Source organism: Chromatium okenii, assembly GCF_016583745.1.
GTDB classification, from domain to species: Bacteria; Pseudomonadota; Gammaproteobacteria; order Chromatiales; family Chromatiaceae; genus Chromatium; species Chromatium okenii.
Window position 1 is genome coordinate 1 of record NZ_NRRQ01000034.1, and the last position, 22,694, is coordinate 22,694.

The 22,694-nt window shown below is 53.0% G+C and carries 20 protein-coding genes and 1 other RNA gene; 14 read left to right on the forward strand and 7 right to left on the reverse strand.

The window, feature by feature from the left end; genetic code table 11:
- The first annotated feature begins 159 nt into the window (after positions 1 to 159).
- The 13 genes from cas1 to hflD all read left to right on the forward strand — a co-directional run bounded on the left by cas1 (position 160) and on the right by hflD (position 11,008).
- Positions 160 to 1,074 carry a CRISPR-associated endonuclease Cas1 gene (cas1, locus tag CKO12_RS11640; RefSeq protein ID WP_338032741.1) on the forward strand — a complete coding sequence of 305 codons (915 nt, stop codon included), beginning with the start codon at positions 160 to 162 and terminating at the stop codon, positions 1,072 to 1,074.
- Positions 1,075 to 1,447: 373 nt separating this feature from the next.
- Positions 1,448 to 1,603 (forward strand): hypothetical protein, encoded by a 156-nt coding sequence (locus CKO12_RS11645; protein WP_200154915.1) that lies wholly within the window; start codon positions 1,448 to 1,450, stop codon positions 1,601 to 1,603.
- A 31-nt stretch (positions 1,604 to 1,634) separates the two neighbouring features.
- Positions 1,635 to 1,862: a hypothetical protein gene (locus tag CKO12_RS11650; RefSeq protein WP_200154916.1), complete on the forward strand. Its 228-nt coding sequence runs from the start codon at positions 1,635 to 1,637 to the stop codon at positions 1,860 to 1,862.
- A 55-nt stretch (positions 1,863 to 1,917) separates the two neighbouring features.
- Positions 1,918 to 2,532, forward strand: coding sequence for a LabA-like NYN domain-containing protein (locus CKO12_RS11655; protein ID WP_200154917.1), 615 nt, complete (start codon positions 1,918 to 1,920; stop codon positions 2,530 to 2,532).
- Positions 2,533 to 2,667: 135 nt separating this feature from the next.
- Positions 2,668 to 3,333 (forward strand): hypothetical protein, encoded by a 666-nt coding sequence (locus CKO12_RS11660; RefSeq protein WP_200154918.1) that lies wholly within the window; start codon positions 2,668 to 2,670, stop codon positions 3,331 to 3,333.
- A 2-nt stretch (positions 3,334 to 3,335) separates the two neighbouring features.
- Entirely contained in the window at positions 3,336 to 4,703 is a 1,368-nt protein-coding gene (locus CKO12_RS11665) for a ThiF family adenylyltransferase (RefSeq protein ID WP_200154919.1), read from the forward strand.
- A gap of 37 nt (positions 4,704 to 4,740) precedes the next feature.
- A complete protein-coding gene (cas6, locus tag CKO12_RS11670; protein ID WP_200154920.1) occupies positions 4,741 to 5,655 on the forward strand; it encodes a CRISPR system precrRNA processing endoribonuclease RAMP protein Cas6 in 915 nt (304 codons plus the stop codon).
- Positions 5,656 to 5,945: 290 nt separating this feature from the next.
- The gene (locus tag CKO12_RS11675; RefSeq protein ID WP_200154921.1) at positions 5,946 to 6,206 is read left to right on the forward strand and encodes a hypothetical protein; all 261 of its coding nucleotides are present in this window, start codon (positions 5,946 to 5,948) and stop codon (positions 6,204 to 6,206) included.
- A 41-nt stretch (positions 6,207 to 6,247) separates the two neighbouring features.
- The gene (locus CKO12_RS15180; protein WP_274599921.1) at positions 6,248 to 6,376 is read left to right on the forward strand and encodes a hypothetical protein; all 129 of its coding nucleotides are present in this window, start codon (positions 6,248 to 6,250) and stop codon (positions 6,374 to 6,376) included.
- Complete coding sequence (locus tag CKO12_RS11680; RefSeq protein WP_200154922.1) at positions 6,330 to 6,539, forward strand: hypothetical protein; 210 nt, start codon at positions 6,330 to 6,332, stop codon at positions 6,537 to 6,539. Before CKO12_RS15180 ends, CKO12_RS11680 begins: the two co-directional genes overlap by 47 nt.
- Positions 6,540 to 6,602: 63 nt before the next feature.
- Positions 6,603 to 7,307, forward strand: coding sequence for a hypothetical protein (locus CKO12_RS11685; protein ID WP_200154923.1), 705 nt, complete (start codon positions 6,603 to 6,605; stop codon positions 7,305 to 7,307).
- 119 nt (positions 7,308 to 7,426) lie between these two features.
- Positions 7,427 to 10,294 (forward strand): hypothetical protein, encoded by a 2,868-nt coding sequence (locus CKO12_RS11690; protein ID WP_200154924.1) that lies wholly within the window; start codon positions 7,427 to 7,429, stop codon positions 10,292 to 10,294.
- An 87-nt stretch (positions 10,295 to 10,381) separates the two neighbouring features.
- Positions 10,382 to 11,008 carry a high frequency lysogenization protein HflD gene (gene hflD / locus CKO12_RS11695; RefSeq protein WP_200154925.1) on the forward strand — a complete coding sequence of 209 codons (627 nt, stop codon included), beginning with the start codon at positions 10,382 to 10,384 and terminating at the stop codon, positions 11,006 to 11,008.
- Positions 11,009 to 11,014: 6 nt separating this feature from the next.
- Here the strand turns inward: hflD and CKO12_RS11700 are convergent, their stop codons facing one another.
- Entirely contained in the window at positions 11,015 to 12,175 is a 1,161-nt protein-coding gene (locus CKO12_RS11700) for a glycosyltransferase family 4 protein (RefSeq protein ID WP_200154926.1), read from the reverse strand.
- Between the two features lie 340 nt (positions 12,176 to 12,515).
- On the opposite strand from CKO12_RS11700, the gene CKO12_RS11705 reads away from it, so the two are divergent.
- Entirely contained in the window at positions 12,516 to 13,943 is a 1,428-nt protein-coding gene (locus tag CKO12_RS11705) for a BCD family MFS transporter (RefSeq protein ID WP_200154927.1), read from the forward strand.
- Positions 13,944 to 14,076: 133 nt separating this feature from the next.
- Here the strand turns inward: CKO12_RS11705 and ssrA are convergent.
- The 6 genes from ssrA to CKO12_RS11735 all read right to left on the reverse strand — a co-directional run.
- Positions 14,077 to 14,432, reverse strand: a transfer-messenger RNA (tmRNA) gene (gene ssrA / locus CKO12_RS11710).
- A 48-nt stretch (positions 14,433 to 14,480) separates the two neighbouring features.
- Positions 14,481 to 14,960, reverse strand: coding sequence for an SsrA-binding protein SmpB (smpB, locus tag CKO12_RS11715; RefSeq protein WP_200154928.1), 480 nt, complete (start codon positions 14,958 to 14,960; stop codon positions 14,481 to 14,483).
- A 61-nt stretch (positions 14,961 to 15,021) separates the two neighbouring features.
- Entirely contained in the window at positions 15,022 to 16,308 is a 1,287-nt protein-coding gene (gene hemL / locus CKO12_RS11720; RefSeq protein ID WP_200154929.1) for a glutamate-1-semialdehyde 2,1-aminomutase, read from the reverse strand.
- On the reverse strand, positions 16,305 to 16,946 hold the full coding sequence (gene thiE / locus CKO12_RS11725; protein WP_420826840.1) for a thiamine phosphate synthase: 642 nt from the start codon (positions 16,944 to 16,946) through the stop codon (positions 16,305 to 16,307). Before thiE ends, hemL begins: the two co-directional genes overlap by 4 nt.
- Positions 16,947 to 17,028: 82 nt before the next feature.
- Complete coding sequence (locus CKO12_RS11730) at positions 17,029 to 20,046, reverse strand: class I SAM-dependent DNA methyltransferase (RefSeq protein WP_200154931.1); 3,018 nt, start codon at positions 20,044 to 20,046, stop codon at positions 17,029 to 17,031.
- 33 nt (positions 20,047 to 20,079) lie between these two features.
- The coding region (locus CKO12_RS11735) for a class I SAM-dependent DNA methyltransferase (RefSeq protein ID WP_200154932.1) at positions 20,080 to 22,694 on the reverse strand (2,615 nt) is incomplete at its 5' end.

The following is a 22,694-nucleotide window of genomic DNA, read 5'->3' on the forward strand; positions in this document are numbered from 1 at the left end:
TTTGGAACGCTACTTCTATCGAACTGGAATAAGCATTATGGAAGCAAAAAATAAGATCGTGCGCAGTGCCGTGCGATTTTATTTATCAGCACCATTGTATGGCTTGTTCGCAACTGCGTAACTCCTAAGGTTAAAGAACACTATAACGTACTTAATTTAATACTAGAGTCTAGCTCCTTCAAACGCGACGTTCTCGTCATGGAACAACCCAGCGGCGCTTGTCACCGCATCGGCCTCAAAGCCATCAAACAACTGCTCATCAAAAGCGACATCTACCTCTCCAGCACCCTGTTGGACGCCTGTCTCGCTGCCGGCGTCAGCGTCGTCATCTTGCCGGGACGCGCCCGCGAACCAGCGCGGCATCTCTTTCCCGAAACCAACGGCGCATTACGCCTCCGCCTCGCCCAATACGCCGCCTATCTCGACCCGCAGCAACGGCTAGAAATTGCGCAACAGTTCATCATCGGCAAAATCACCGCCCAAGCCGACTGCCTGCGCCGACACGGCATTGATCTGCCTTCTGAGCGTTTCATCCGCCACGTCCGCGCCAGCACCGACATCGCCTCCCTCATGGGCATCGAAGGCGCATCAACCGCCCGCTATTTCCACCGCTGGGCAGTCTTACTCAATCCCGGTTGGGAATTCACCGGCCGCAACCGCCGCCCCCCGCGTGATCCAATTAACGCTTTATTATCATTAAGTTACACCCTCGCCAGCCACGCCGTCGGCCGCCTTGCCGCGCAAGCCGGTTTCGAGACCGCACTCGGCTTTCTCCACTCGCCCAGTGCCGGACGCGCCAGCCTCGCCCTTGATGTAGTTGAGCCACTGCGCCCTTGGATTGACGACTGGGTGCTGACGTTTTGCAACGACAGCGGCATCACCCCCGATAGTTTCGTCACCGATCCCAAAACCGGCTGCCGCCTCACCAAACCCGCCTTTGGGCAATTTTTCCAGCGTTGGTACACCTCAGCAGAACATGGGCTTGAGCATCAAACGCGGGCGCAATTGGAACTGCTGCGCACCAAGCTCGGCTGCGAACCCAACTGGTCATTGCCACCCGCCGACGCCGCCTAACCCGCCTTCAAAATTCCCAGCGCGACTGCGTTATAAAAACATGACAGCGCAGCGCAGCAAGCATTAAAAACTTTCCGATGCAGCGCGTTAAGTGAGTATGACTGCATCACCGCCCGAAATGATAACGCCGACATTAAAAATTGCTTGGCGCAGCGCGTTAATAGCGTATTGGAGCGCCACCGGTCACGGATGACCAACCTTGATTCGCACAAGCAATCAACAATGAGGCAGAACCAATAACTGACATTCCGCCTTTCAAACAACTGCAAAATCGCCTTAAAAATTATTGAATCGCACGCGTTAAGACAGTATTGGAACTGCACCCGCTCAAGGACGAGCACCCTCACTCAACCATCATCTTTGGAGCATTTTTATGGAATTTTTTATTGGCACACTGGCTACGGTTGTTTCCTCAATTGTAGTCAAATTAGTCTTAAAAGAAGTCGTCTCACAAGCATCAGAAACGGTCTCAGAACAACCAGCAGACGAATCAACAATTGACTCCATTTTAGATTTTTTCTTTGATTAACCCCAATCATTCACAGCACGAGGCAATCATCATGGCTAACATTCCGCATCCCAGTCAGTTTCAACAACAGAATAAAAATCGCCGCCAGCCTCGCGTGAATCAACCACATATCCCACAACCCGCCGCTGCCGATGAAAACGCAGCTTCTGGAATTTTGTTTATTGCCGCGATTGTCGTACTGTTTTTTGGACAATTTTTACTCGCTCTGATTTTATTTGCTCTTGGCTTTGTAGTTTTTCAAGACTCTGAAGATAAATAGCCGCGCCACCGCCTCACCACTATCACTCAATCCGCATCACTTTTGGAGCACACTCATGGAAAAATTAGTTATTTTCAACGATTACGCCAACATCGCCGCCGCGTATCAACAACAAAATCGCCGTCTGGATCACGATGAACTATTTAATTATCTCAGCGAAGGACGCTTTTTAGTCGAAGCACACGCTTTTGTGCCGATTGATCCGCGCAATCCGCACGCCCGCGATCAACTCATTGATGATATGTGGAATCAAGGCTACATGGTTCACAGCAAAATCGGCGTCATTGCTGGCGATACCTATCGCTGCAATCTCGACGTGGAAATCACGCTCGAAATGATGCACGCCGCCGAAACCATTAAACCCGACATCATCGTCTTAATTTCTGGCGACAAAGATTTTATTCCCGTCGTTTTAGAATTACGGCGGCGCGGCATTCGCGTTGAAATCGCCGCGTTTCCCGGCATTAACGCAGCGCGTGAATTGATGTTGAAAGGCTCCGGTTTTATTGATCTTCACACCTATCAACAGGAATGCGAAACCCCAACTGCCGCAGCGCCGCGTCGCCGTCCTCTTGCACCCGCAGCGGTCACTGCCGACGCGAATGATGACGATGACGACGACTTTGATGATGATGTGAATGACGATATGGAAGCGTGGGATCGGCTCTAAATCAAAAAACCGCGCTTGTATTTTCAACAAGCGCGGTCGCCACCATCCGCAAACCAGCGTTAAAAATTGACAGTCAGCTTGCGTTATTCATTCAACAACAGTTTATTTTTATTTCATCGCAATAGGAGCATGGGCATGGCAATTATCAACGGCAGACGGCTTGATCCCAATAGCGTGCGCAACGGCATGAAAGGCAGCGATCTGATTCGCCACGCCAATCCCGGTGCCAATCGCCGTCCTATTCTCGAATGCGGTGGTCAGGTTGCGCAAATTGATCCGCAGCGCAATTACAGCCAATATGAATTAGTGGATAAACACGGGCGCGGTGCTAAAGTCACAACCATGCCAGATCGTTCCAAAGGGTATGGTTTTGGCGCTAATCGTGACAAACAATCCAAACAAATCATCACCGAGCAGGTCGTTGAATTAGCCGAGCATGTGTTTCGCAGCGGCGTCGAATTTGATGAAGATCATGCGCATTGGATGGTGGTGCCCAAGTTTATTCTGCCGCCGCGCTGGCATTCTATCGCCCGCTCCACGCCGTTAATGGTCGCGTTTCCAAATGAATATCCGGCATTGCCGCCAATTGGGTTTTATATGATGGCGGAGATTCCCATTTCACCTGATGGGCATTTTTTTCAAGGCGTTGCGCACAAGGCTTGGGCAGAACCCATTGCGCACGGTTGGAAATGGTATTGCACTTACATTCACGAAGGCGCTTGGCAGCCCAGCCGTAATTGGCGCGATGGCGATAATTTATTCACCTATTTCCATCTCATTAAAGAAGTGTTAGGAAATTAACCATGACCGTTCGCATTCGTTTCCCGCAAGGTGAATTCGCCGCTCTGCACACGCGCCTTCTCAGCGATCCCACGCAGGAAGCGTTTGCGTTGCTCTTTGGACAGCGCCACCAGCTCGGCGACCAAACCATCATCAAAATCGTTGCCGCTGCGTATCCGACCGTTGACGACTATCGCAGCCAAGGTCTCGCGCACCTGCGCCTCAAACGCGAGTACGTTTATGACCGCTTAATTGAGCTGCAACACCGCAGCGACGTTGACACCATCATCGACGTTCACACCCATCCGTTTTCGCCGCACGGCGTCGCCTTTTCTGGCGTCGATGACCGCGACGAAATCGCCTTTCATCAATGGCTGACTGAGACGCTTGATGACGTGCATTACGCCAGCATCGTCCTCTCGCAATCCGACTATGCCGCTCGCCTGTGGACGCTGGATCAATATCAACAGTCATATCCGCAGCCCGCGTGGGTTAAAACCCAAACCGTGCCCGAATGCTGGGCGCGGAGCGATGACAGCGATCTCAGCGCCGCGCAACAGGCCGCGCTTGATCCGCATGACGGCTTTCTCGCCCGCAGCGTGCTGGCGCTGGGACTCGACCACCTGCGCCGCATCATGCACAACCAGCGCATCGCCCTCATCGGCGTTGGCGGACTTGGCTCGGTGATTGCCGAGAACCTGATTCACAGCGGCTTTCAACATCTGCAATTGATCGACCACGACTGCGTCGAAATCACCAATCTCAACCGCATCGTTGGCGCGTATGCCAGCGACGCTGCCGCGCAGCGCCTCAAAGTGGACGCGGTGCGCGATCACTTGCAGCGCATCAATCCTGCCGCCCAAATCGACACGCTGCCGCTGCGACTGGAAGACCCCGCTGTGCTGCCGCTGCTGGCGCAGGCCGACTGGTTCATCGTCACCACCGACAACCACGCCAGCCGCTTCAAAGCACAAGAACTCGCGCTGCGGCTCGGCATTCCGCTGCTCGCCGCTGGCAGCAATATCAGCGTCAATGATGGCCAGATCACCGATCTCAGCGGTGAGGTCATCATCGCCCGCAACGGCGACCGCCTCTGTCTGAACTGTTTGCAGCGGGTCGCGCCGACCCAGATTGCGGCAGAAACGATTGAGGGTCTCGGTGCCGAGCTGGCGCAGCGTGGTTACGTCAGCGGGCGCGAAGTGAAGGAGCCGGCAGTCAAAACGCTCAACGCGATGTTGGGTGCGCTCGCGGTGGACGCGCTGATGAATCAATACACCGAGCGCCAGCCGACGATTCCCGTGCTGGTTTATGAAAACAACGATCAGCCCTGCCTGTATCCCGACACCGCCAGCGTGAATGAGCGCCAGCGCGACTGTTATCACTGCGCTTAAACTGCCAGCCCTCGTTTTTCTACCCGGTTGGTCGCCAATGACTACTGAATTGCCGCTCGAACTCGTCCGTTATCGCGCTTGGTTTGAAACCCGCGCTCCGCTGCATTTCACTGATTATCCGGGCTCTGCATGGCGCGGAGCCTTTGGTCACGCGCTCAAAAATGTGGCCTGCACCCAGCGCGGCGGCGATTGCACCACCTGCCCCGAACGCCGCGATTGTCCGTATCCGCCACTGTTTGAAAGCAGCACCGGAGCCGAACCGTTTCGCCCGTATATCTTTGAACCGCAAGCATTAGTTGGCTATTTCCTCAGCGGCAGCTTGGTGGGACTAGACCTTGTCGTCTGCGGCTGGCTCAACCGCTGGGTGCCGTTGCTACACGCCGCGTTGCAACAACTGGGGCAACGCGGTTTAGGCGTCCGCGATCCCGTACATCTGACGTTGGTTGAATTGCAGCAACAGGTGGGTGACGGCTGGGTGTCGCTGTGGCAGCCGCATGTCGCAGAAGTGCTGACGCTGCCGCCGTCGCCCTTCGTCATTCCACCTGCGCCGAAACGGGCGCGTTTCGATCTGATTACCCCGTTGCGGCTCAAATATCGCGGGGCGCTGGTGCAGCCAGAGCGGTTCACCGCCAAAGATTTGTTGGTGGCGCTGGCGCGGCGCTTTGAAGCGGCAGGTGCTGTGATGGAGGAGTTGCCACTGACGCCGGAACCGGGGCAATGGCTGGCGGAGACGGATCACTTGGTGGAACGCGCCGAGCTGCATTGGCACGATACCCATCATTATTCGAGTCGCCAGCACGAGGCGCTCAAACTCGGCGGCTTGATGGGACATCTCATGTTGGAAGGCGCGACGTTGGAACGGGTGTGGCTGTGGTTATGGCTGGGACAATGGCTGCATCTCGGCTCGTCCACCACGATTGGATTAGGGCGTTATGTGGTGCAAGCGCGGTAAAAAATAGTTGCTTGCGGTGCGGGTTTGAAAATTGTTGACGCGGCTGCGTTATCCACTTGTCACCACTCATCAAACCAACACCTGCGGAGATTTGCCATGACCCAACGTCGTCCTGTTACCACGCCGATTATCTTTAGGAGTTACGCAGTTGCAGATATAAAAGATTGATTCAGTAAAAAGGATGCTTCTCACTGAAAACTTTTTCAATCGCGTTACAAGCTTGTATCTTCAGACAAAAATCTCAGGAAGAGATTGAATACTCTCCATTAAACATTATTCGCAGGTTATCCATGACACCACAACTGATCGTCGCCGCTGCCACCGCTGTTAGCTCAATCCTGCCGGGAACGTTAACCATCGCCACTGTGCCGGTGACCGTCTCTACGGTGGTACCCGCGACTGGGTTAGCGGGCTGGTTGGGATTTACCACCACAGCAACCACAATCGTGGCTGCTCCGATCACGGTGTTTCCAACCGCCATTGTCGCCGTCGCTGGATTGCTGGTATATGGCGGCATCAAAGCCTATCGCCATTTGCAAGCCAGTTCTTAATTGTTTTATTATTCATTTTTTCAACGCAACTGGAGTCAACTATGTGTTTTGTTTTTCGCATTAAACCTCGTCCCGGCAATACCACGATCAATCAACACAATTCCACGTTTTCGGAGTTTTCTCATGCCCTCACCATTACCGCCAGTGCCAGCACCACCGCGCCGTCGTGATCCGGTCGCCAAAGCCCTGCGCCAGATGTCTGGCAGCGGCTTTCATCGCAGTCGTCCGACCCGCGCTGATTTGAAACGCGAATTGCGGCGTCAATTGCAAGTACCCGAGCGGGGCGACGTTGTCGCGCCGCTGGGATTTTCCATGAATAGCAGATTAAGTTGAGAGTGCTTTGCTCGCGTGTGCAGTAAACATTTTATTTCTCATTGTCAAAACTACGAGGTGAAAATGTTTGAATTTAAGCGCAAAAATAAAATAAAAGATATTGAAGCATTTTCTGTTTTGTGGTTCACCGAGTACTATCGACCAGTTGTTTTAGGTAGCTATTCATCTGTACACCAAGTGCGCAATTTGTTTAGCCGTTTTGGAATCAACTGGTTTATTATCGGATACTGCGTCATTGTGCTGTTTATCGTGATGAACGAGTTGTTTGTTGCTGATCCTATTTGGCGTCACTATCTACTGATTTTTTTGGCAACGCAAGTCATTTATGATGGTTGGTTAAATTTAGAACCTTTTTATATTAGTCTTGCTGACGAAACTGAAAACTATAGTTCTGAACGGATTTTTACTAGAGATACCTTGACACTTGAACAGCGCATTCTTAAAGCACAAGAGTTGGGACACACTGCGATGCTTAAAAACCTTCAAGGGTTTGCTGAGAATTTATCGCCACGAGATCATATAGAATGGATTTCTGAAATACAGATTCAGGATAAGAAAACCCGCCGCTGTTGGTCTGTAAGAATGACAAAAGGCAAGCATAACGATTATGAAGATTATTTCAACGGCGCACAAAAAGCATCTTTTTTTACAGAAGATATGTTAGTAGTGTTTCAAGAAATCCATGATCGGAAAATGTCTTTAGAACAGCAACAACACATCTGGAACCGTTTAGAACGTATGGGTGTTTATGTGATGCCTTGTTATTAAACGTTAATCCACCCGCTGACTGTTATCGTTAGCGGGTGCGTTACTCTGATTTCCGTTTAGCGATTCAAAGCAGCCGTTTTTCATTATCAACGCAACATCATTTTTACAGGATGACACTCATGTCTGATGCCACGATGACTGCTGTACAGACCGAACAGCCCGAAGTGACGTTTTGGATGCAGCAGTTAGTTGATGATGCCCAACGCGCTGCCATTGCAGAACAACTCGCTGGGGTGCGCTGGGAGATGTCCATCCAACCCAATCACGTTGCCAAAAATAAATATGGTTTTTTGCGGCATCCGGCGTTTTTAGATGATGTCTTTTTTCATTCTAATGGCTTTACTGAAAAGCCCGCTTCCACGCAATTGGTTGCTAATGCGAAACTTCGCCTTGAAGTCACCGTGCGCTTTAACGAAAGCAAAAGTTGCTGGACGTTTGTGATGGACAATGGCGAGTTTATTAACGAAGAAGAACAATTGCCGCCATCTGTGGCTGATTCCGCGCCAGCAGTTACTACCGCTGTGCTTGATCCTAAAATTGCCTCACAAGTTCAAAGCAAACTGGATAAAATTCAATATTTTACTTCTTGGGATGGCACTTCTGGAGACGCTCAAGTCAGCGATTTGGTTGAGCACTGTTTAGAACTTGATCCCACTGCGCAACCGCGCATTGATCAAGCTATTGCTCGCGGTAAAGCCGATCAAAAATTGTTAGAACAATTTTATGACTGTGGGTGGAAATACGGAGCCAACTACGTTAATAAAGCTGAATTTCAAGAGCTGTTGACCGACTTAAAAAAAGTGCGCCCCGGTTTGATAGAAGCTGCGAATAAAAAAGCGGACAAAGGCGCAGTGGCGGAAACACGCCGCGTTGAATCCAAAACCCGTTTGCGTGCTGGTAAACCACTCACGCGGGTACGCGGTCCGCAATTGCAAATCTCCGCCGCTACGCCATTGCCGTCACTCGGTCGCTCTGATTTAACGGCAGCGGTCGCTACCGATTTGCATCCCCGCGATCTCCGCGCATTGCAGCAACAATCAGCGTGGCAACTGCTGATTGATGAAACCGGCACCCACTTTACCAATGAAGCCAATCAGTTATCGTTGCACAACAACATGCTGGGGCGATTTGTCGGGCTGTTGATTCCTAAAGCGAATGCCGGTGGTTTGCCGCCGCTCAAAACCGGTTGGCACGCGGTGTCACAAGACTCCAGCGCCATCGAAACAGCGGTTCAAAATGTGCTGGACGCATCCGTCGGCGTGATCGGTATCAACGTGCAGCAATTGCCAGAAGTGCGCGGCGACCGCTGGGCGTTGGGCGTCATGCGTGTGATTGAGTTGGTGCTGCGATTCATGCCGCTCAACGACACCACCAAGCTCGAAGTGTTGATTGAAGAGCGCAGCAGCTTCGTGGCGAAAACCCAATGGCCGGCAGTGGCAGCGCAGTTGCTGTCGCAACTGGCAGACACCCATCCGCACCGCGCCCGCCATCTCAAGCTGGATATTGGCACCATCAGCAAAACCGATTCGCCGTTTAATGGTTACGTCGATGCGGTGGCGTATATCTCGTCCGGCAGCTCGGACTTTGCCCGCGCTTGTTTCAAAGCCAGCGGCTTGCAAGGCACCTGTTTTCTGGAGGGCGACGCCAGCGATCTCTCGCGCAAGCTGGACTGGTTGGCGCGGGGACAAACGCTCGACGGCAACGATTGGAGCCAATTGCTGGCGCATCCCGAAGCTACCACCAACGCCAACATCGTCGGCACCTTGCTGGCGCAGTTGGGCAGCGCCGCTCAAGCCGATCCGCCGTTGTGGCAACGTTATCTCGATCATGTGCTCGGACATCTCGACAGCCGCAATCTCGATTTGCCGATGTTGGGGCGACAAGTCAGTTGGTTGCAGCAGTGGGCACCGGATAATCAGCCGTTGCCGCCGACGCTGCGACTGCTGTGGCTGACGACGCAATTGGCACACGCCAATCATCAGGGACAACTTGAGCAGCCTTGGCGCGAGGAAATGCGCACCTTGGCGGATCAATTGGTGGAGGAAGATGCGCGGCTGGTGTGTCGCGCCGAACTCAATTTAGCGGTGACGGCCACCAATTGTTATGACTTCGCCCAAGCTGGCGCGGTGTTGCAACGTTGGAATCCCCGCGCCAGCACTCCGCCGCCGAGCGGCACCTTCAATCGGTTATTGCAACGCTTGCTCGGCACGCCGACAGCCGCGCCAGCAGCGGAGGCGTTGGCGCTGCCGAAAGCAACTGCCGGACTGCGTTATTGGGGGCAAGTGCGCTCCAGCCTCGGTCAACATGCCGCCTTTACTGGCGATCTGACGACGGCGGTGCAGTGTTTTGATGAGGCGCTGGAGAGTTTTGCGCAGTTGTCAGACCCAGCGCAGGCAGCGCGAGAAAGTCGCCAAACCCGCACTTATCGCGCCATCGCGTTAATGGACGATCCGAGCCAGACGGATGCGACGGTGCGCGAAGCGGTGGAAGCGGTGATTGGTGAGCTGCCGGCAGCGTTGACCGCCTTGGCGCAGTCCAACGCCAGCGCCGATAAATATGCCCATCATCTGGCGCTGCGCTGGCTGGTGCAGCGTCCCGATCCAACGCTGGTCGCGGCATATTTGGCGCAGCGTTCGGCGTGGAATCAGGATGAAGGTCATCCTTGGCCGTTGATTCTGTTGTATCGCGGGATGCTGCTGCATCCGACCGAGCCGGCAGCAGCGCGGGAGCTGGCGCTGGACGGCTGGGGTGTGGCGATGGCGGATGACAGCGGCCCGACGGTGCGGTTGATTGGCGCGTGTTGTCGGGTGATCGCAGCGCGTTGGGGCGAAGCGTGGGAGCCGACGGAAGCGGCGCTGTTGCTGGGATTATTGGAAGTGGAGTTGCCGTTGGCTGCCGAGCGCGTGGCGCGACTGCGAGCAGAATTGACGCAGCCGGGCGAGCCGCTGGCGCTGTTACAGGCGGTGCTGCCGTTTAATTTCCGCTAACCAGCTTTCAGCGCGGCAGTGTGGTTACTGCGGCGCTGACAACCTAAGATCATGCGCGATCTAAATCCTAATTTTGAATGCTCACTCATGTCACACAATCACCTTGCCAGAGCCACCGCCCTTGCCGGCATCTATCAAGCGATTGGCGCGGTGTCACATCTCGCCCGTCATGGCAGCATGGATACCGCAACGGTGGAGCCGTGCCTCTACAGCCTGTTTCAGATTGACGCGCCGACGGTGGAAGCGGTGTTTGGTACAGCGGGGGCGGTGGTGCCGGGGATGCAGGGACTGGTGGCGCAGTTGACGGGAGCGGCGGAGCGCAATCTGGAGATAACGCGCTGCGTGATTCAAGTGCTGCGTTTGGAGGCGAATCTGGCGCGGCATCCCGCTGCGTTAGCACGACTGCGGATGGGCGTCACGGCTGCGATCAGCAAGCGCGATCATTTCGGATTGTGTCATCCGGCGCTGTTTGCGCATTTCGCCACGCTGTATCAGGACACGTTGAGCCAGCTCAAACCGCGCATCATCATTCATGGCGAGCCGCTGCATCTGCGCAATCCCGATAATCAAGACCGCGTGCGTACGCTGTTGTTGGCAGCAGTGCGGGCGGCAATGCTGTGGCGACAGGTGGGCGGTTCGCGCTGGCATATTGTGTTTAGAAACAAGGTGATATTGGAAGAAGCGCAGCAGTATCTGCGGCGCTTGGCGCTGTGACGTTGGTTAGCCAGCCGCGTTGAGCGCAGTTGCTAACGCGGTCACACGCCGGGCATTTTCCAACCAAGTAAAACCACCGGCGCTGATGGTGTGTTGTGCGCCCAGCGCCAGCCGCGTCCGCAGGGCGTCATCAGTGACAAGACGTTCTAACGCCGTTTCCAACGCTGCCGGTTGTGCCGCATCAAAAAGCAGCGCGTTGTCTCCATCGCATAAAATCTCCTCCAAATTCGGCTGGCGCGGCGCGACGATTGCGCAGCCAAGTGCCAGATATTCAAACAGTTTGAGCGGCGAAGCGTAGTCAACCACTGCCGGTTGCAACGCAATGTCAAACGTTCGCACCAGCGCCGGAATTGCAGCGCGAGCGACCACGCCGGTAAAACTCACGCGCTCGCTGATGCCGAGTGCTTGCGCTTGCGCCTCTAATCCCTGACGCGCCGGGCCGTCGCCAACGATGAGCAGATGCAGCGGTGGCTGGACGTGCTGATGCGCGGCAATCCACGTCACGATCCGCTCCAAACCGTGCCAATCGCGGACAAAGCCAGTAAAGCCAAGGATGAAGCGGTCATCGAAACCGAGTTGTGATTTGGCAACGCTGGCGCTCGGTGCGTTGGCAAAATGGATGAGATTGATCCCGTTGTGAATCACGGTGATCCGCTCCGGCGCGACGCCAGCGCGTTCCACATATCCCGCCAACACTCGCGTGACCGGCAACACGCAGTCGGCATGACGCCAGACCCAGCGTTGCGCCCACTGCGCCAGCGCCGGTTGCGCCAAGCCGCCGTGAGTCATCCGTTCTTCAGCCAGCGGCGCGTTCACTTCCAACAGCAGCGGCAGATGAAACCGGCGCTGCGCCCAAATGCCTGCCAACAAAAACAAGTTATATCGCTCATAAATGACATCTGGACGGCTGGCGCGAATTGCTTGCGCCAATTGACGATATGCCAGCACTGAATAGCCGAGTTCTAACAATTCATACAGCGTTTTGGGCAAGCGAGCGCGAATCCAATCGACCCAACCAATACTGCCGCCAAAGCTGGGCGCGGCGGTGCTATTCGGTGCGACAATCACAACTTCGTGTCCTAATTGCCGCAGCGCCGCAATCATTTCATCAATATGCACGGCTTGTCCGTCACGGGAAGCGGTGCGGTGGTGATACAGTATTTTCATTGATTATTGCCTAGTGCCGTGAGGAATTAAGAATCAAAAACCGATTGTTATATCTAAATAAAGCACCACCATCTTCTGCTCCTCCCGCCATTATAAATAACCATCAGATTCTAATTCTGTATTGGCTATTTTATCCGCAGCGGCATTCCCAATACGCTATGCACCAGCGGCTCTCATCCGCAGTGTGGCGCTCACCGATTGCGCAAGTGGGCAAGTGATATGCTCTCTGGCAGAGCATGAATGCTGCCGCAGATAGCAACAACTGCAATACCAAAAAGTGACATTCATCCTTAAAATCATCCGCTTCTATCCCGCATTTGCCCATTTTTTTAGGAACACAATGAATCAGCCCAAGGAACCACTCCCGCGCCTCACTTGGCGGCAATTTCTGCGCCGCATCCTGCCTTTCGCTGATGTGGCGACGGCAGAGTTGCCCCTCAGTCGTCTCCTGCGGCTGTCGCTGTTTCAAATTTCCGTCGGCATGGCGATGGTCTTACTCACCGGCACTCTCAACCGCGTGATGGTGGTCGAGCTGCACGTTCCGACGTGGCTGGTAGCAATGATGGTGGCGCTGCCGCTGGTATTTGCGCCATTTCGCGCCCTGATCGGACATCGCTCCGACTATCACCGCTCCGCCTTTGGCTTGCGCCGCATTCCCTATTTGTGGATCGGCAGCCTGCTGCAATTCGGCGGTTTCGCCATCATGCCATTTGCGCTGCTTCTGCTGGCTGATGCGGAAAATAGCTTGAATTTAATGGGAAAAGTGAGTGCAGCGGTCGCTTTTTTGCTGGTTGGCGCAGGCTTGCATACCACCCAAACTGCCGGACTCGCGTTGGCGACCGATTTGGTGCCCGCTGAGAAACGCCCCCGCGTCGTCGCGCTGTTATATGTGACGCTATTGGTGGGAATGCTGGTCAGTGCGCTGCTGTTTGGCAAATTGCTGACCCATTTCACCCCTCAATTGTTGATTCAACTGATCCAAGGTGCCGCTGCCGCGACGCTGATTTTGAACATGATCGCGTTATGGCGACAGGAGGCGATTGATCGGGAACGCGCTGCTGCTCCACCCGTCCGCCCGCCCTTTCTCGCCACTTGGCGCGAGTTTTCGCAAGGTGGACGCGCCAGCCAGTTGTTGATTGTCGTCGGCTTGGGCACGGCAGGATTCACCATGCAAGACATCTTGTTGGAACCTTACGGCGGGCAAGTATTGGGAATGAGCGTCGCCCAAACGACCGCCCTCACTGCGTTATTAGCGGGCGGCACCTTGCTGGCATTTGCCCTCGCCGCACGTCAGCTCGGACGCGGTGCCAACACCTATCGCCTTGCCGCAGGCGGCGTTGTGATGGGTTTGATCGCCTTTGGTGCCGTCATCAGTGCAGCATTATTGGACTCAACCCTGCTCTTTCGTATTGGCACAGGCTTGATCGGCTTTGGCGCGGGATTGTTCGCCGTGAGCACCTTGATTGCGGCGATGGAACTCGCTGAAGGCGGACACAGCGGGCTGGCGCTGGGCGCGTGGGGTGCCGTGCAAGCAACGGCGAATGGAATCGCAGTGGCGCTCGGCGGCGGACTGCGCGATCTGGTCACGGCACTGGTGCCAGACCGCTGGGGAACGGCAACCGAGCACCTCGTCATCGGCTACAGCGCCGTCTATGTCATTGAATTGCTTTTATTATTCAGCACGTTGATGGCGCTGCGCCCGCTGCTGCGCCAACATCTCAGCCCCACCCCGCGCCCGGCGACGATGGGATTGCAACAATTGCCATAACGCAGTTAAAAAAAGTTGTCAGTTGTCAGTAAAAAGCACATTTATCACCGATAACTGATAACTCGATATTCCCAGACCATAAAAAAAGAGAAGCACCGCGAGGTGCTTCTCTTTTTTAGGTATTCAACAAACTTGGTGGAGGCGGCGGGAATCGAACCCGCGTCCGCAAATCCTCCGCCCTTGGCTCTACATGTTTAGCCCACTCTATTGTTTTTAACTTTCTCACGCCCGAAGGGCAGGGCGATAAGTCAGCGATTCCGTAGGTTTTAGCAGATCAGGTCCGGACTCCCCTCTCCACGATCCTGTGTAATTTGACCTCTGGAACCCGTCGCCCACAGGCGAGAAACGGTCAGAGGCTCGCCGGGTTAAGCGGCGAGAGCGTAGTTGTCGTCGTTGGCAACTATAGGTTTGCGGCTGGATTTACGAGGTAAACCGCACCTCGACATGCACCTTAGGTTTCGTGACCCACGTCGAAGCCATGTCGCCCCCAAGTGAATTGCACTATAAACAGCTTTGATTAACAACGCAAGCGAAAATTTAACCAGTTTTAAATAACCGTTCTTTATCGCGCTGCCAATCCCGATCTTTTTCCGTGGTGCGTTTATCGTGTTGTTTTTTACCCTTCGCCAAACCAATTTCGAGCTTGGCGCGTCCCTTTTTCCAATACATCGCAGTCGGCACCAGCGTATAACCCGCCCGCTCAATTAAACCAATCAGGCGATTGAGTTCGTGCCGTTTTAACAACAGTTTACGGGTGCGCGTCGGATCGGGATTGATATGGGTTGATGCTGCCGCCAACGCCGAAATATGCGCCCCAATTAAAAACGCTTCGCTATGCAAAATTTTCACATAGCTCTCTTTTAACTGAATCCGCCCCGCGCGCAAACTTTTGACTTCCCAACCTTGCAGCACCAGCCCCGTTTCGATCCGCTGCTCAATAAAATAATCGTGACCCGCCTTTTTATTTAAGGCAATGGTCGCGCTGCCGCTGGGTTTATTGGTGTGACTTTTGGTCATGCGATCCGCAAATCAAAAAAGCGCAACTCAACGCCATCGGCGCGAATTGCGCGATGGCTAATTAAACTGCCGCAAGGTCGGCGAAAACCGCCGCCGCTGCATCCAGCGTCGCTTCAATATCTGCCGCGCTGTGCATGATCGACACAAAGCCCGCTTCAAATGCTGACGGTGCCAAATACACGCCCCGCGCCAGCATTCCGTGAAAAAAGGCTTTGAATTGCGCTTGATTGCAGCGCGTTGCCTGCGCGTAATTCGTCACTTTTTCCGCAGTGAAAAACAGCCCAAACATGCCGCCAGCTTGATTGGTGCTAAACGGAATTCCTGCTGCATCGGCGCGTTGTTGCAGCCCGTTTAATAGCGCCGAAGTGCTCGCCGTCAATTGATCATAAAAGCCCGGCGCTGCGATCAATTCCAACGTTTTTAATCCCGCCGCCATTGCAATCGGATTGCCCGATAACGTCCCGGCTTGATAAACGGGGCCGAGCGGAGAAATTTTCTCCATAATCTCGCGCTTGCCGCCAAACGCGCCGACCGGCATCCCGCCGCCGATCACTTTGCCCAGCGCCGTCAGATCGGGCGTGATCCCAAACTTCCCTTGCGCCCCGCCGAGCGCGACGCGAAATCCCGTCATCACTTCATCAAAAATCAGCACCGCGCCGGATTGATCGCAAATCTCGCGCAGACCTTCGAGAAAGCCCGGCACCGGCGGAATGCAGTTCATATTGCCGGCGACTGGCTCGACGATGATGCAGGCGATTTCAGAACCGATGGCGGCGAAAGTCTCGCGCACCTGTTCCAAGTCGTTGTATTGCAAGGTAATCGTCAACTCCGCCACCGCCGCTGGCACGCCCGGCGAACTCGGCTCGCCCAGCGTCAACGCGCCCGATCCAGCTTTGACCAGCAACGCATCGGCGTGGCCGTGATAGCAGCCCTCAAATTTCACGATTTTGTCGCGTCCGGTGTAGCCCCGCGCCAGCCGCAGCGCACTCATCGTCGCCTCGGTGCCGGAGCTGACCATTCGCACCAAATCCATGCTCGGCACCAGCTCGCAGACGCGATCTGCCATCACCGTTTCTAACGCCGTCGGTGCGCCGAATGACAGCCCCTTGTCGAGCCGCTCGCGCACTGCTGCCAGCACTTCGGGATGGGCATGACCGAGGATCATCGGCCCCCACGAACCGACGTAGTCGATATACCGTTGTCCATCTGCATCAATGGCATAGGCACCGCTGGCGCTCTCGAAAAATACCGGATCGCCGCCGACGCCGCGAAACGCCCGCACCGGCGAATTGACGCCGCCGGGGATGTGACGTTGCGCCGCAGCAAACAGGTCATGGGAACGGGTCATGCAGAATTCTCCTGTGAAAACAATGAAGTGTAAGCGCGAGCAGCGGCAGTGATGTCGGGTTGGTCAAACACGCCGCTGACGACTGCGAGCATCTGTGCGCCCGCCGCGAGTAGGACGCTGCCATTGTGCGGCGTGATTCCACCAATCGCAACGAGCGGCAAACCCAATTCTCGCGCCGCTGTCAAGAGTTCTGGCGTCGCCCGTGCTGCGGCTGGTTTGGTGGGCGAGGGAAAAAAGCTCCCAAACGCGAGATAGGTTGCGCCAGCCTGCGCTGCTGCCGTTGCCCGCGCTGGCGCGTTGTAACAGGAGACGCCGATCAGTGCAGCATCGCCGAGTTGGGCGCGAGCGGCGCGGGGATCGGGATCATCGCGGCCGAGGTGAACGCCATCTGCGCCGATAGCGGCAGCCAGCGCGACATCATCGTTGATAATCAACGGAATTTGCGCAGCGCGGCAGGTTGCCAACAGCGCCACTGCGGTTGCACGACGCTCGGCTGCGCTGGCGCATTTCGCACGGTATTGAATGAGACGAGCGCCGCCGTGAATTGCCGCTGCGACCTGTTGAATTAACTGCGCGGGCGGGCAATTGCTATCGGGAGTAATGGCATATAAGCCAGATAAATACTGTGGTTTCAAAATCAATGCCGCAATTTAATGAGATGCTGATGATTAACAACTGTGCTAATCAATTCTAGCGCCGCTGCCGGGCAAATTTCAATTGTTATTTGCGGTTATTCCGCGCTACATTCAACGCCAATAATCGCTGCACTATCTCCGCTTCATTGCATTCGGCGGCGTCATCTTCCCAACCATAGGCTGCGGCAACGGCACAATCTAATTGCCGATGCGCAGTTGCCAGCCACATTGGGCGCTCATTATACAAATGAGTCAAGGTGCGCTGTTTTAATGCTGCCGCATATTCGGGTTTGGAGAAAATGCGCTCAGGATAACCAGCGACAACTTCCGGCTGGCGTTCAATCCACTCCGGCGGATTTAACCAATTCTCGCGCACTTGGTTGAGCTGATAGGCAGCTTCCGCAATCGCTTTGGCATGTTTTTGATATTCCGTTGCAACCGTCGGAATAATTACGCCATTGTCTAATACTTCAATTGCGCCGCCAGTATCCGCTGGCGTTAAACCAAGCGGAAAAGGGAAGGTTTCAAATGTTGTGGTTGGCGTATAACGCGGCGTTGCGCCTAAACTGGTTCCCATCCGCAATGCCCATAGTTCATGGAAACGAGAATGTAAAATCCCAAATGTGGTGTCATCAGCGCGAGCAATTGCAACGGTGGCGCTATCTGGTAACACTGCCGTTGCCAACCACACAAAGAGCCGATATTTAGACACTCGCGGCGTGCAAATATAACGAGTGACTTTTTTTAAGGCTCCACGCATATCAGGACGTGAACACCACAGTTGCCACCATGTGTCATGTTGTTTCTGCAAATGTTGGATATTTTTATTGGCAACGTGCCATGCCGTCATTTTCGTTTCAATCACACGTTTAACTTGAGTGATGACATGTTGAAATGGTTGTTCATAACAGGCAGCGTCCGCTTCTTTCATCCCCAAACCAAAATCAACAATCCAAGTATCAGATGGACGGCGCGTGATGTCCATACCATTGACCCAAGGACGCACAACATCGCTGTTCGGGTTTCCGTGTGGATTCTGTTCTTTTAACCACTGCCGCGCTAATTCACCAGCAATATCAAAGCTGCCGCTTTTTTGTGTGCCAATAAAACAGGTTCCACAATTATTTGCTAATGCTGTTGCTTGCGTAGTATCCGAACCCGCATCAATTGCACCAGCCGTCAAATCGGCATAAATTGCCGCGACCGCTTCATTATTCAAAACCGGCGCTAATTCTGTATTTCCAAAGCAAATCAAACTGACGCGCACGGCTGCACCGCTGTTAATCCAAGGTTCATCTGACCACGCATTAAAAATGGTCGTTGTCTCACAAATGCGCTCTAATACTTTGCGATTTGCGCCGCCACGAATTGAATTGGTTGCGACCAAACCGACAGCGTTGGTTTTTCCCGTTTCAATCTGCGTTCGCGCCTTTTCAAACCAATAGGTGACTAAATCCGCACCGCCGGGAATGCGCCCCTGATAACAATTGCGCAACCGTTTCACATATTCATCACCCATTGCGCCGAGCATTCGCTTATCGCCTAAAAACGGCGGATTGCCGACAATGACATCAGCCGCTGGCCAATGCGGTTCCGCGCCATCTGTATTCACCACTGCATCACGTTGGTCAATGATATTGATCTTTTTTAGAATTGGATTTTTTGCCAAAGAAAAGCCGTGATTTAACATCCATTGAATTTCACCAATCCAGACTGTGACCCGTGCTAATTCAGCAGCATAAGCATTCAATTCAATGCCCAGCACATTCTCCGGCCCAACTTTGGGAAAACTGGCGGGCAAACCCCAACGCTCGGCATCTAAAATCACCTCGTGCTCTAAATCTTTTAATCCGCGCAACGCTAATAATAAAAAGTTTCCTGAACCGCAAGCCGGATCAAGCACGCGGAAATTTTGCAGCTGCATTAAAAAATCACGACAGCGGTTTTCAATCTGCTTTTTCGCCTTCGCCTCGGCATTGCTGGCATCAGTTCGCACTTTTCCAACTTTATTGGCAGCTTCAGTCGTTAGCGCAGTCGTATTGGCGACCGCAATTGCGTTATCCGCCTTGCTTTTTAATACCGTCACCTTTTCAAGTAATGTCGCAATTGCAGTTTTTTGAGTGCGCCATTCTGCCCGCAATGGCTCAAGCACCACCGGATTGACCAGCCGCATAATTGATGCCGGATCGGTGTAATGCGCTCCAAGTTGTTCACGTTGATTCGGATCAAGTCCGCGCTCAAATAAAGTGCCCAAAATACTCGGCTCAATCGCTGACCAATTCAACTGCGCCAATTCTCGCAACGTGGTTACATCAGCGCGATTTAATGGCAGCGGCGTTGCGGCATCAAATAATCCGCCATTAAACCAATCGACCGGATCATTGCCAAAGAAGCCGCCGGTTGCCATCGTATTAAATAAATTAGTGAGCGTTGCCGGTAAATGTTCCAAGCGTTGCTGCCCGATTTCCAACAACTTGCTAAATAACTGATTGGGCAATAAACCAATATCTTCCGCAAAGAAACAAAACAAAATCTGCTGGCAAAAATGCGCAACCTGCGTGGTATCGTGACCACGTTCGCATAATGTTTGCGCCAATTCAGCAAATTGTCGTGCCGCCTTTTCTGTTAATGCCGCAGTGGTGAGCGTGGGGCGCAAACGTTCCGGCTCAGAAAATGCCCATTTTAATAACCGCAATTGCGCGGGATCGCGTAAATCATTTAGCGCCAACGTATGCACAACCGGCACGGTGCCGGTAAATGCAGTATGAATAATGATCTGTTCCATATCGGAAACAATCAACAGCGGCGGGTTTTCTAGTGCTGGTGCGTAGCGATGCAGTTGAACAAAGGCTTCATTTAAGTTTTTGCGTTTACCTTTGTATTCCCAGCCAAAGCAATTGCGTTTCCACACATCCGCCCAACCATCGCCACCAGTGGTTTTTTTAGCGCCGCGCTCAAAACAATAAAACGCACCAGTTGGATCACTTTCTGCTGGTGTTGGTTCATCCAATAAGCGACATAAATCAATAAAATGCTCCTGCGCTGCCGAGCGTCCTTTAAGCGTGGTGGCTTGCCATTTAGCAATAAATTGGTCGGGCGTCATGGGCGGTATTCTCGCGCTGCTGCCGGGCAAAATTTATTTGCAGTTATTCCGCGCTAGATTCAACGCCAATAATCGCTGCAATATCTCCGTTTCATTAAGTTCTGCTGCGTTATCTTCCCAGCCATACGCAGCGGCAACCACGCAATCTAATTGCTGATGCGCAGTTGCCAGCCAGTCAGGACGTTGATTGTAAAGATTCGTCAACGTGCGCTGTTTTAATTGTGCTGCGTATTCTGGTTTGGGAATGATGCGATCAGGATAACCAGCGACAACTTCTGGCTGGCGTTCAATCCATTCCGGCGGATTTAACCATTCTTCACGCAATTGATTTAACTTGAAAGCGGCTTCAGCAATCGCTTTGGCGTGTTCTTGATATTGCGCTGCGACTGTCGGAATAACTGCGCCGCTATCTAATGTTGCAATTGCGCCGCCAGTATCCGCTGGCGTTAAACCAATTGGAAAAGGAAAAGTTTCAAATGTCGTGGTTGGCGTATAGCGCGGGGTTGCGCCTAAACTGGTGCCCATCCGCAATGCCCATAATTCATGGAAACGGGAATGCAAAATACCAAATGTGGTGTCATCAGCACGAGCAATTGCAACGGTTGCGCTATCTGGTAAAACTGCCGTTGTAAACCAAGCAAATAACCGATATTTTGACACTCGCGGAGTGCAAATATAGCGCGTAAACTCGATTAAAGCAGACCTTAAACCGGGGCGTGTTTCACCATAACGCCACCAAAATTTTCGGTATCCATTTCGATGATTATCTTCTCTTGTTGGCTTGACATATTTTACAACATGCTGAAATGGCTTTTCATAAAAAGCCGACTCGGTTTCGCTAAAATCAATGCCAAAATCAATAATCCATGTATCGGATGGACGGCGCGTGATATCCATGCCATTGACCCAAGGACGCACAACATCGCTGTTCGGGTTTCCGTGTGGATTTGGTTCTTGTAACCACTGCCGCGCTAATTCACCGGCAATATCAAAACTGCCGCTTTTCTGTGTGCCAATAAAACAGGTTCCACAATTATCTGCTAATGCTGTTGCTTGCGTAATATCCGAACCTGCATCAATTGCACCAGCCGTCAAATCTGCATAAATTGCCGCGACCGCTTCATCATTCAAAACCGGCGCTAATTCTGTATTTCCAAAACAAATCAAACTGACGCGCACGGCTGCGCCGCTGTTAATCCAAGGCTCATCTGACCACGCATTAAAAATGGTCGTCGTCTCACAAATGCGCTCTAATACTTTGCGATTTGCGCCGCCACGAATTGAATTGGTTGCGACCAAACCGACAGCTTTAGCTTTTCCCGTTTCAATCTGCGTTCGCGCCTTTTCAAACCAATAAGTGACTAAATCCGCGCCGCCGGGAATGCGCCCCTGATAACAATTGCGCAACCGTTTCACATATTCATCACCCATTGCGCCGAGCATTCGCTTATCGCCTAAAAACGGCGGATTGCCGACAATGACATCAGCCGCTGGCCAATGCGGTTCTGCGCCATCTGTATTCACCACTGCATCGCGTTGGTCAATGATGTTAATTTTCTTCAGAATTGGATTTTTTGCCAAAGAAAAGCCGTGATTTAACATCCATTGAATTTCACCAATCCACACTGTCACCCGCGCCAATTCAGCAGCATAAGCATTCAGTTCAATGCCCAGCACATTCTCCGGCCCAACTTTGGGAAAACTAGCGGGTAAACCCCAACGCTCGGCATCTAAAATCACCTCGTGCTCTAAATCTTTTAATCCGTGCAATGCCAATAATAAAAAGTTTCCCGAACCGCAAGCCGGATCAAGCACGCGAAACTTTTGCAACCGATTCAAAAAATCCCGACAGCGTTTTTCAATCTGCTTTTTCGCTTTCGCCTCGGCATTACTGGCATCAGTTCGCACTTTTCCGACTTTATTGGCAGCTTCAGTCGTTAGCACAGTCGTATTGGCGGCCGCAATTGCTTTATCCGCCTTGCTTTTTAATCCCGTCACCTTTTCAAGTAACGCCGCAATTGCAGTTTTTTGAGTGCGCCATTCTGCCCGCAATGGTTCAAGCACCACCGGATTGACCAGCCGCATAATTGATGCTGGATCGGTGTAATGCGCTCCGAGTTGTTCACGTTGATTCGGATCAAGTCCGCGCTCAAATAAGGTGCCCAAAATACTCGGCTCAATTGCTGACCAATTCAACTGCGCCAATTCCCGCAACGTGGTTACATCAGCGCGATTTAATGGCAACGGCGTTGCGGCATCAAATAATCCGCCATTAAACCAAGCAACGGGATCATTGCCAAAGAAGCCGCCGGTTGCCATTGTATTAAATAAATTGGTGAGCGTTGCCGGTAAATGTTCCAAACGTTGCTGCCCAATTTCCAATAATTTGCTAAATAATTGATTGGGCAATAAACCAATATCTTCCGCAAAGAAACAAAACAAAATCTGCTGGCAAAAATGCGCAACCTGTGTGGTGTCGTGACCACGTTCGCATAATGTTTGCGCCAATTCGCCGAATTGACGTGCCGCCTTTTCTGTTAATGCCGCAGTGGTGAGCGTGGGGCGCAAACGTTCCGGCTCAGAAAATGCCCATTTTAATAACCGCAATTGCGCGGGATCGCGTAAATCATTTAGCGCCAACGTATGCA

What these genes read in the sequence shown, in the direction of transcription:
- CKO12_RS11690 (WP_200154924.1), top strand. Translation starts at nt 7,427, where the DNA reads ATGTCTGATGCCACGATGACTGCTGTACAGACCGAACAGCCCGAAGTG.
- CKO12_RS11730 (WP_200154931.1), bottom strand. Translation starts at nt 20,046, where the DNA reads ATGACGCCCGACCAATTTATTGCTAAATGGCAAGCCACCACGCTTAAA.
- hflD (WP_200154925.1), top strand. Translation starts at nt 10,382, where the DNA reads ATGTCACACAATCACCTTGCCAGAGCCACCGCCCTTGCCGGCATCTAT.
- CKO12_RS11660 (WP_200154918.1), top strand. Translation starts at nt 2,668, where the DNA reads ATGGCAATTATCAACGGCAGACGGCTTGATCCCAATAGCGTGCGCAAC.
- cas6 (WP_200154920.1), top strand. Translation starts at nt 4,741, where the DNA reads ATGACTACTGAATTGCCGCTCGAACTCGTCCGTTATCGCGCTTGGTTT.
- CKO12_RS11665 (WP_200154919.1), top strand. Translation starts at nt 3,336, where the DNA reads ATGACCGTTCGCATTCGTTTCCCGCAAGGTGAATTCGCCGCTCTGCAC.
- CKO12_RS15180 (WP_274599921.1), top strand. Translation starts at nt 6,248, where the DNA reads ATGTGTTTTGTTTTTCGCATTAAACCTCGTCCCGGCAATACCACGATC.
- smpB (WP_200154928.1), bottom strand. Translation starts at nt 14,960, where the DNA reads ATGACCAAAAGTCACACCAATAAACCCAGCGGCAGCGCGACCATTGCC.
- CKO12_RS11650 (WP_200154916.1), top strand. Translation starts at nt 1,635, where the DNA reads ATGGCTAACATTCCGCATCCCAGTCAGTTTCAACAACAGAATAAAAAT.
- CKO12_RS11680 (WP_200154922.1), top strand. Translation starts at nt 6,330, where the DNA reads ATGCCCTCACCATTACCGCCAGTGCCAGCACCACCGCGCCGTCGTGAT.
- CKO12_RS11685 (WP_200154923.1), top strand. Translation starts at nt 6,603, where the DNA reads ATGTTTGAATTTAAGCGCAAAAATAAAATAAAAGATATTGAAGCATTT.
- CKO12_RS11645 (WP_200154915.1), top strand. Translation starts at nt 1,448, where the DNA reads ATGGAATTTTTTATTGGCACACTGGCTACGGTTGTTTCCTCAATTGTA.
- CKO12_RS11700 (WP_200154926.1), bottom strand. Translation starts at nt 12,175, where the DNA reads ATGAAAATACTGTATCACCACCGCACCGCTTCCCGTGACGGACAAGCC.
- CKO12_RS11675 (WP_200154921.1), top strand. Translation starts at nt 5,946, where the DNA reads ATGACACCACAACTGATCGTCGCCGCTGCCACCGCTGTTAGCTCAATC.
- CKO12_RS11655 (WP_200154917.1), top strand. Translation starts at nt 1,918, where the DNA reads ATGGAAAAATTAGTTATTTTCAACGATTACGCCAACATCGCCGCCGCG.
- hemL (WP_200154929.1), bottom strand. Translation starts at nt 16,308, where the DNA reads ATGACCCGTTCCCATGACCTGTTTGCTGCGGCGCAACGTCACATCCCC.
- CKO12_RS11705 (WP_200154927.1), top strand. Translation starts at nt 12,516, where the DNA reads ATGAATCAGCCCAAGGAACCACTCCCGCGCCTCACTTGGCGGCAATTT.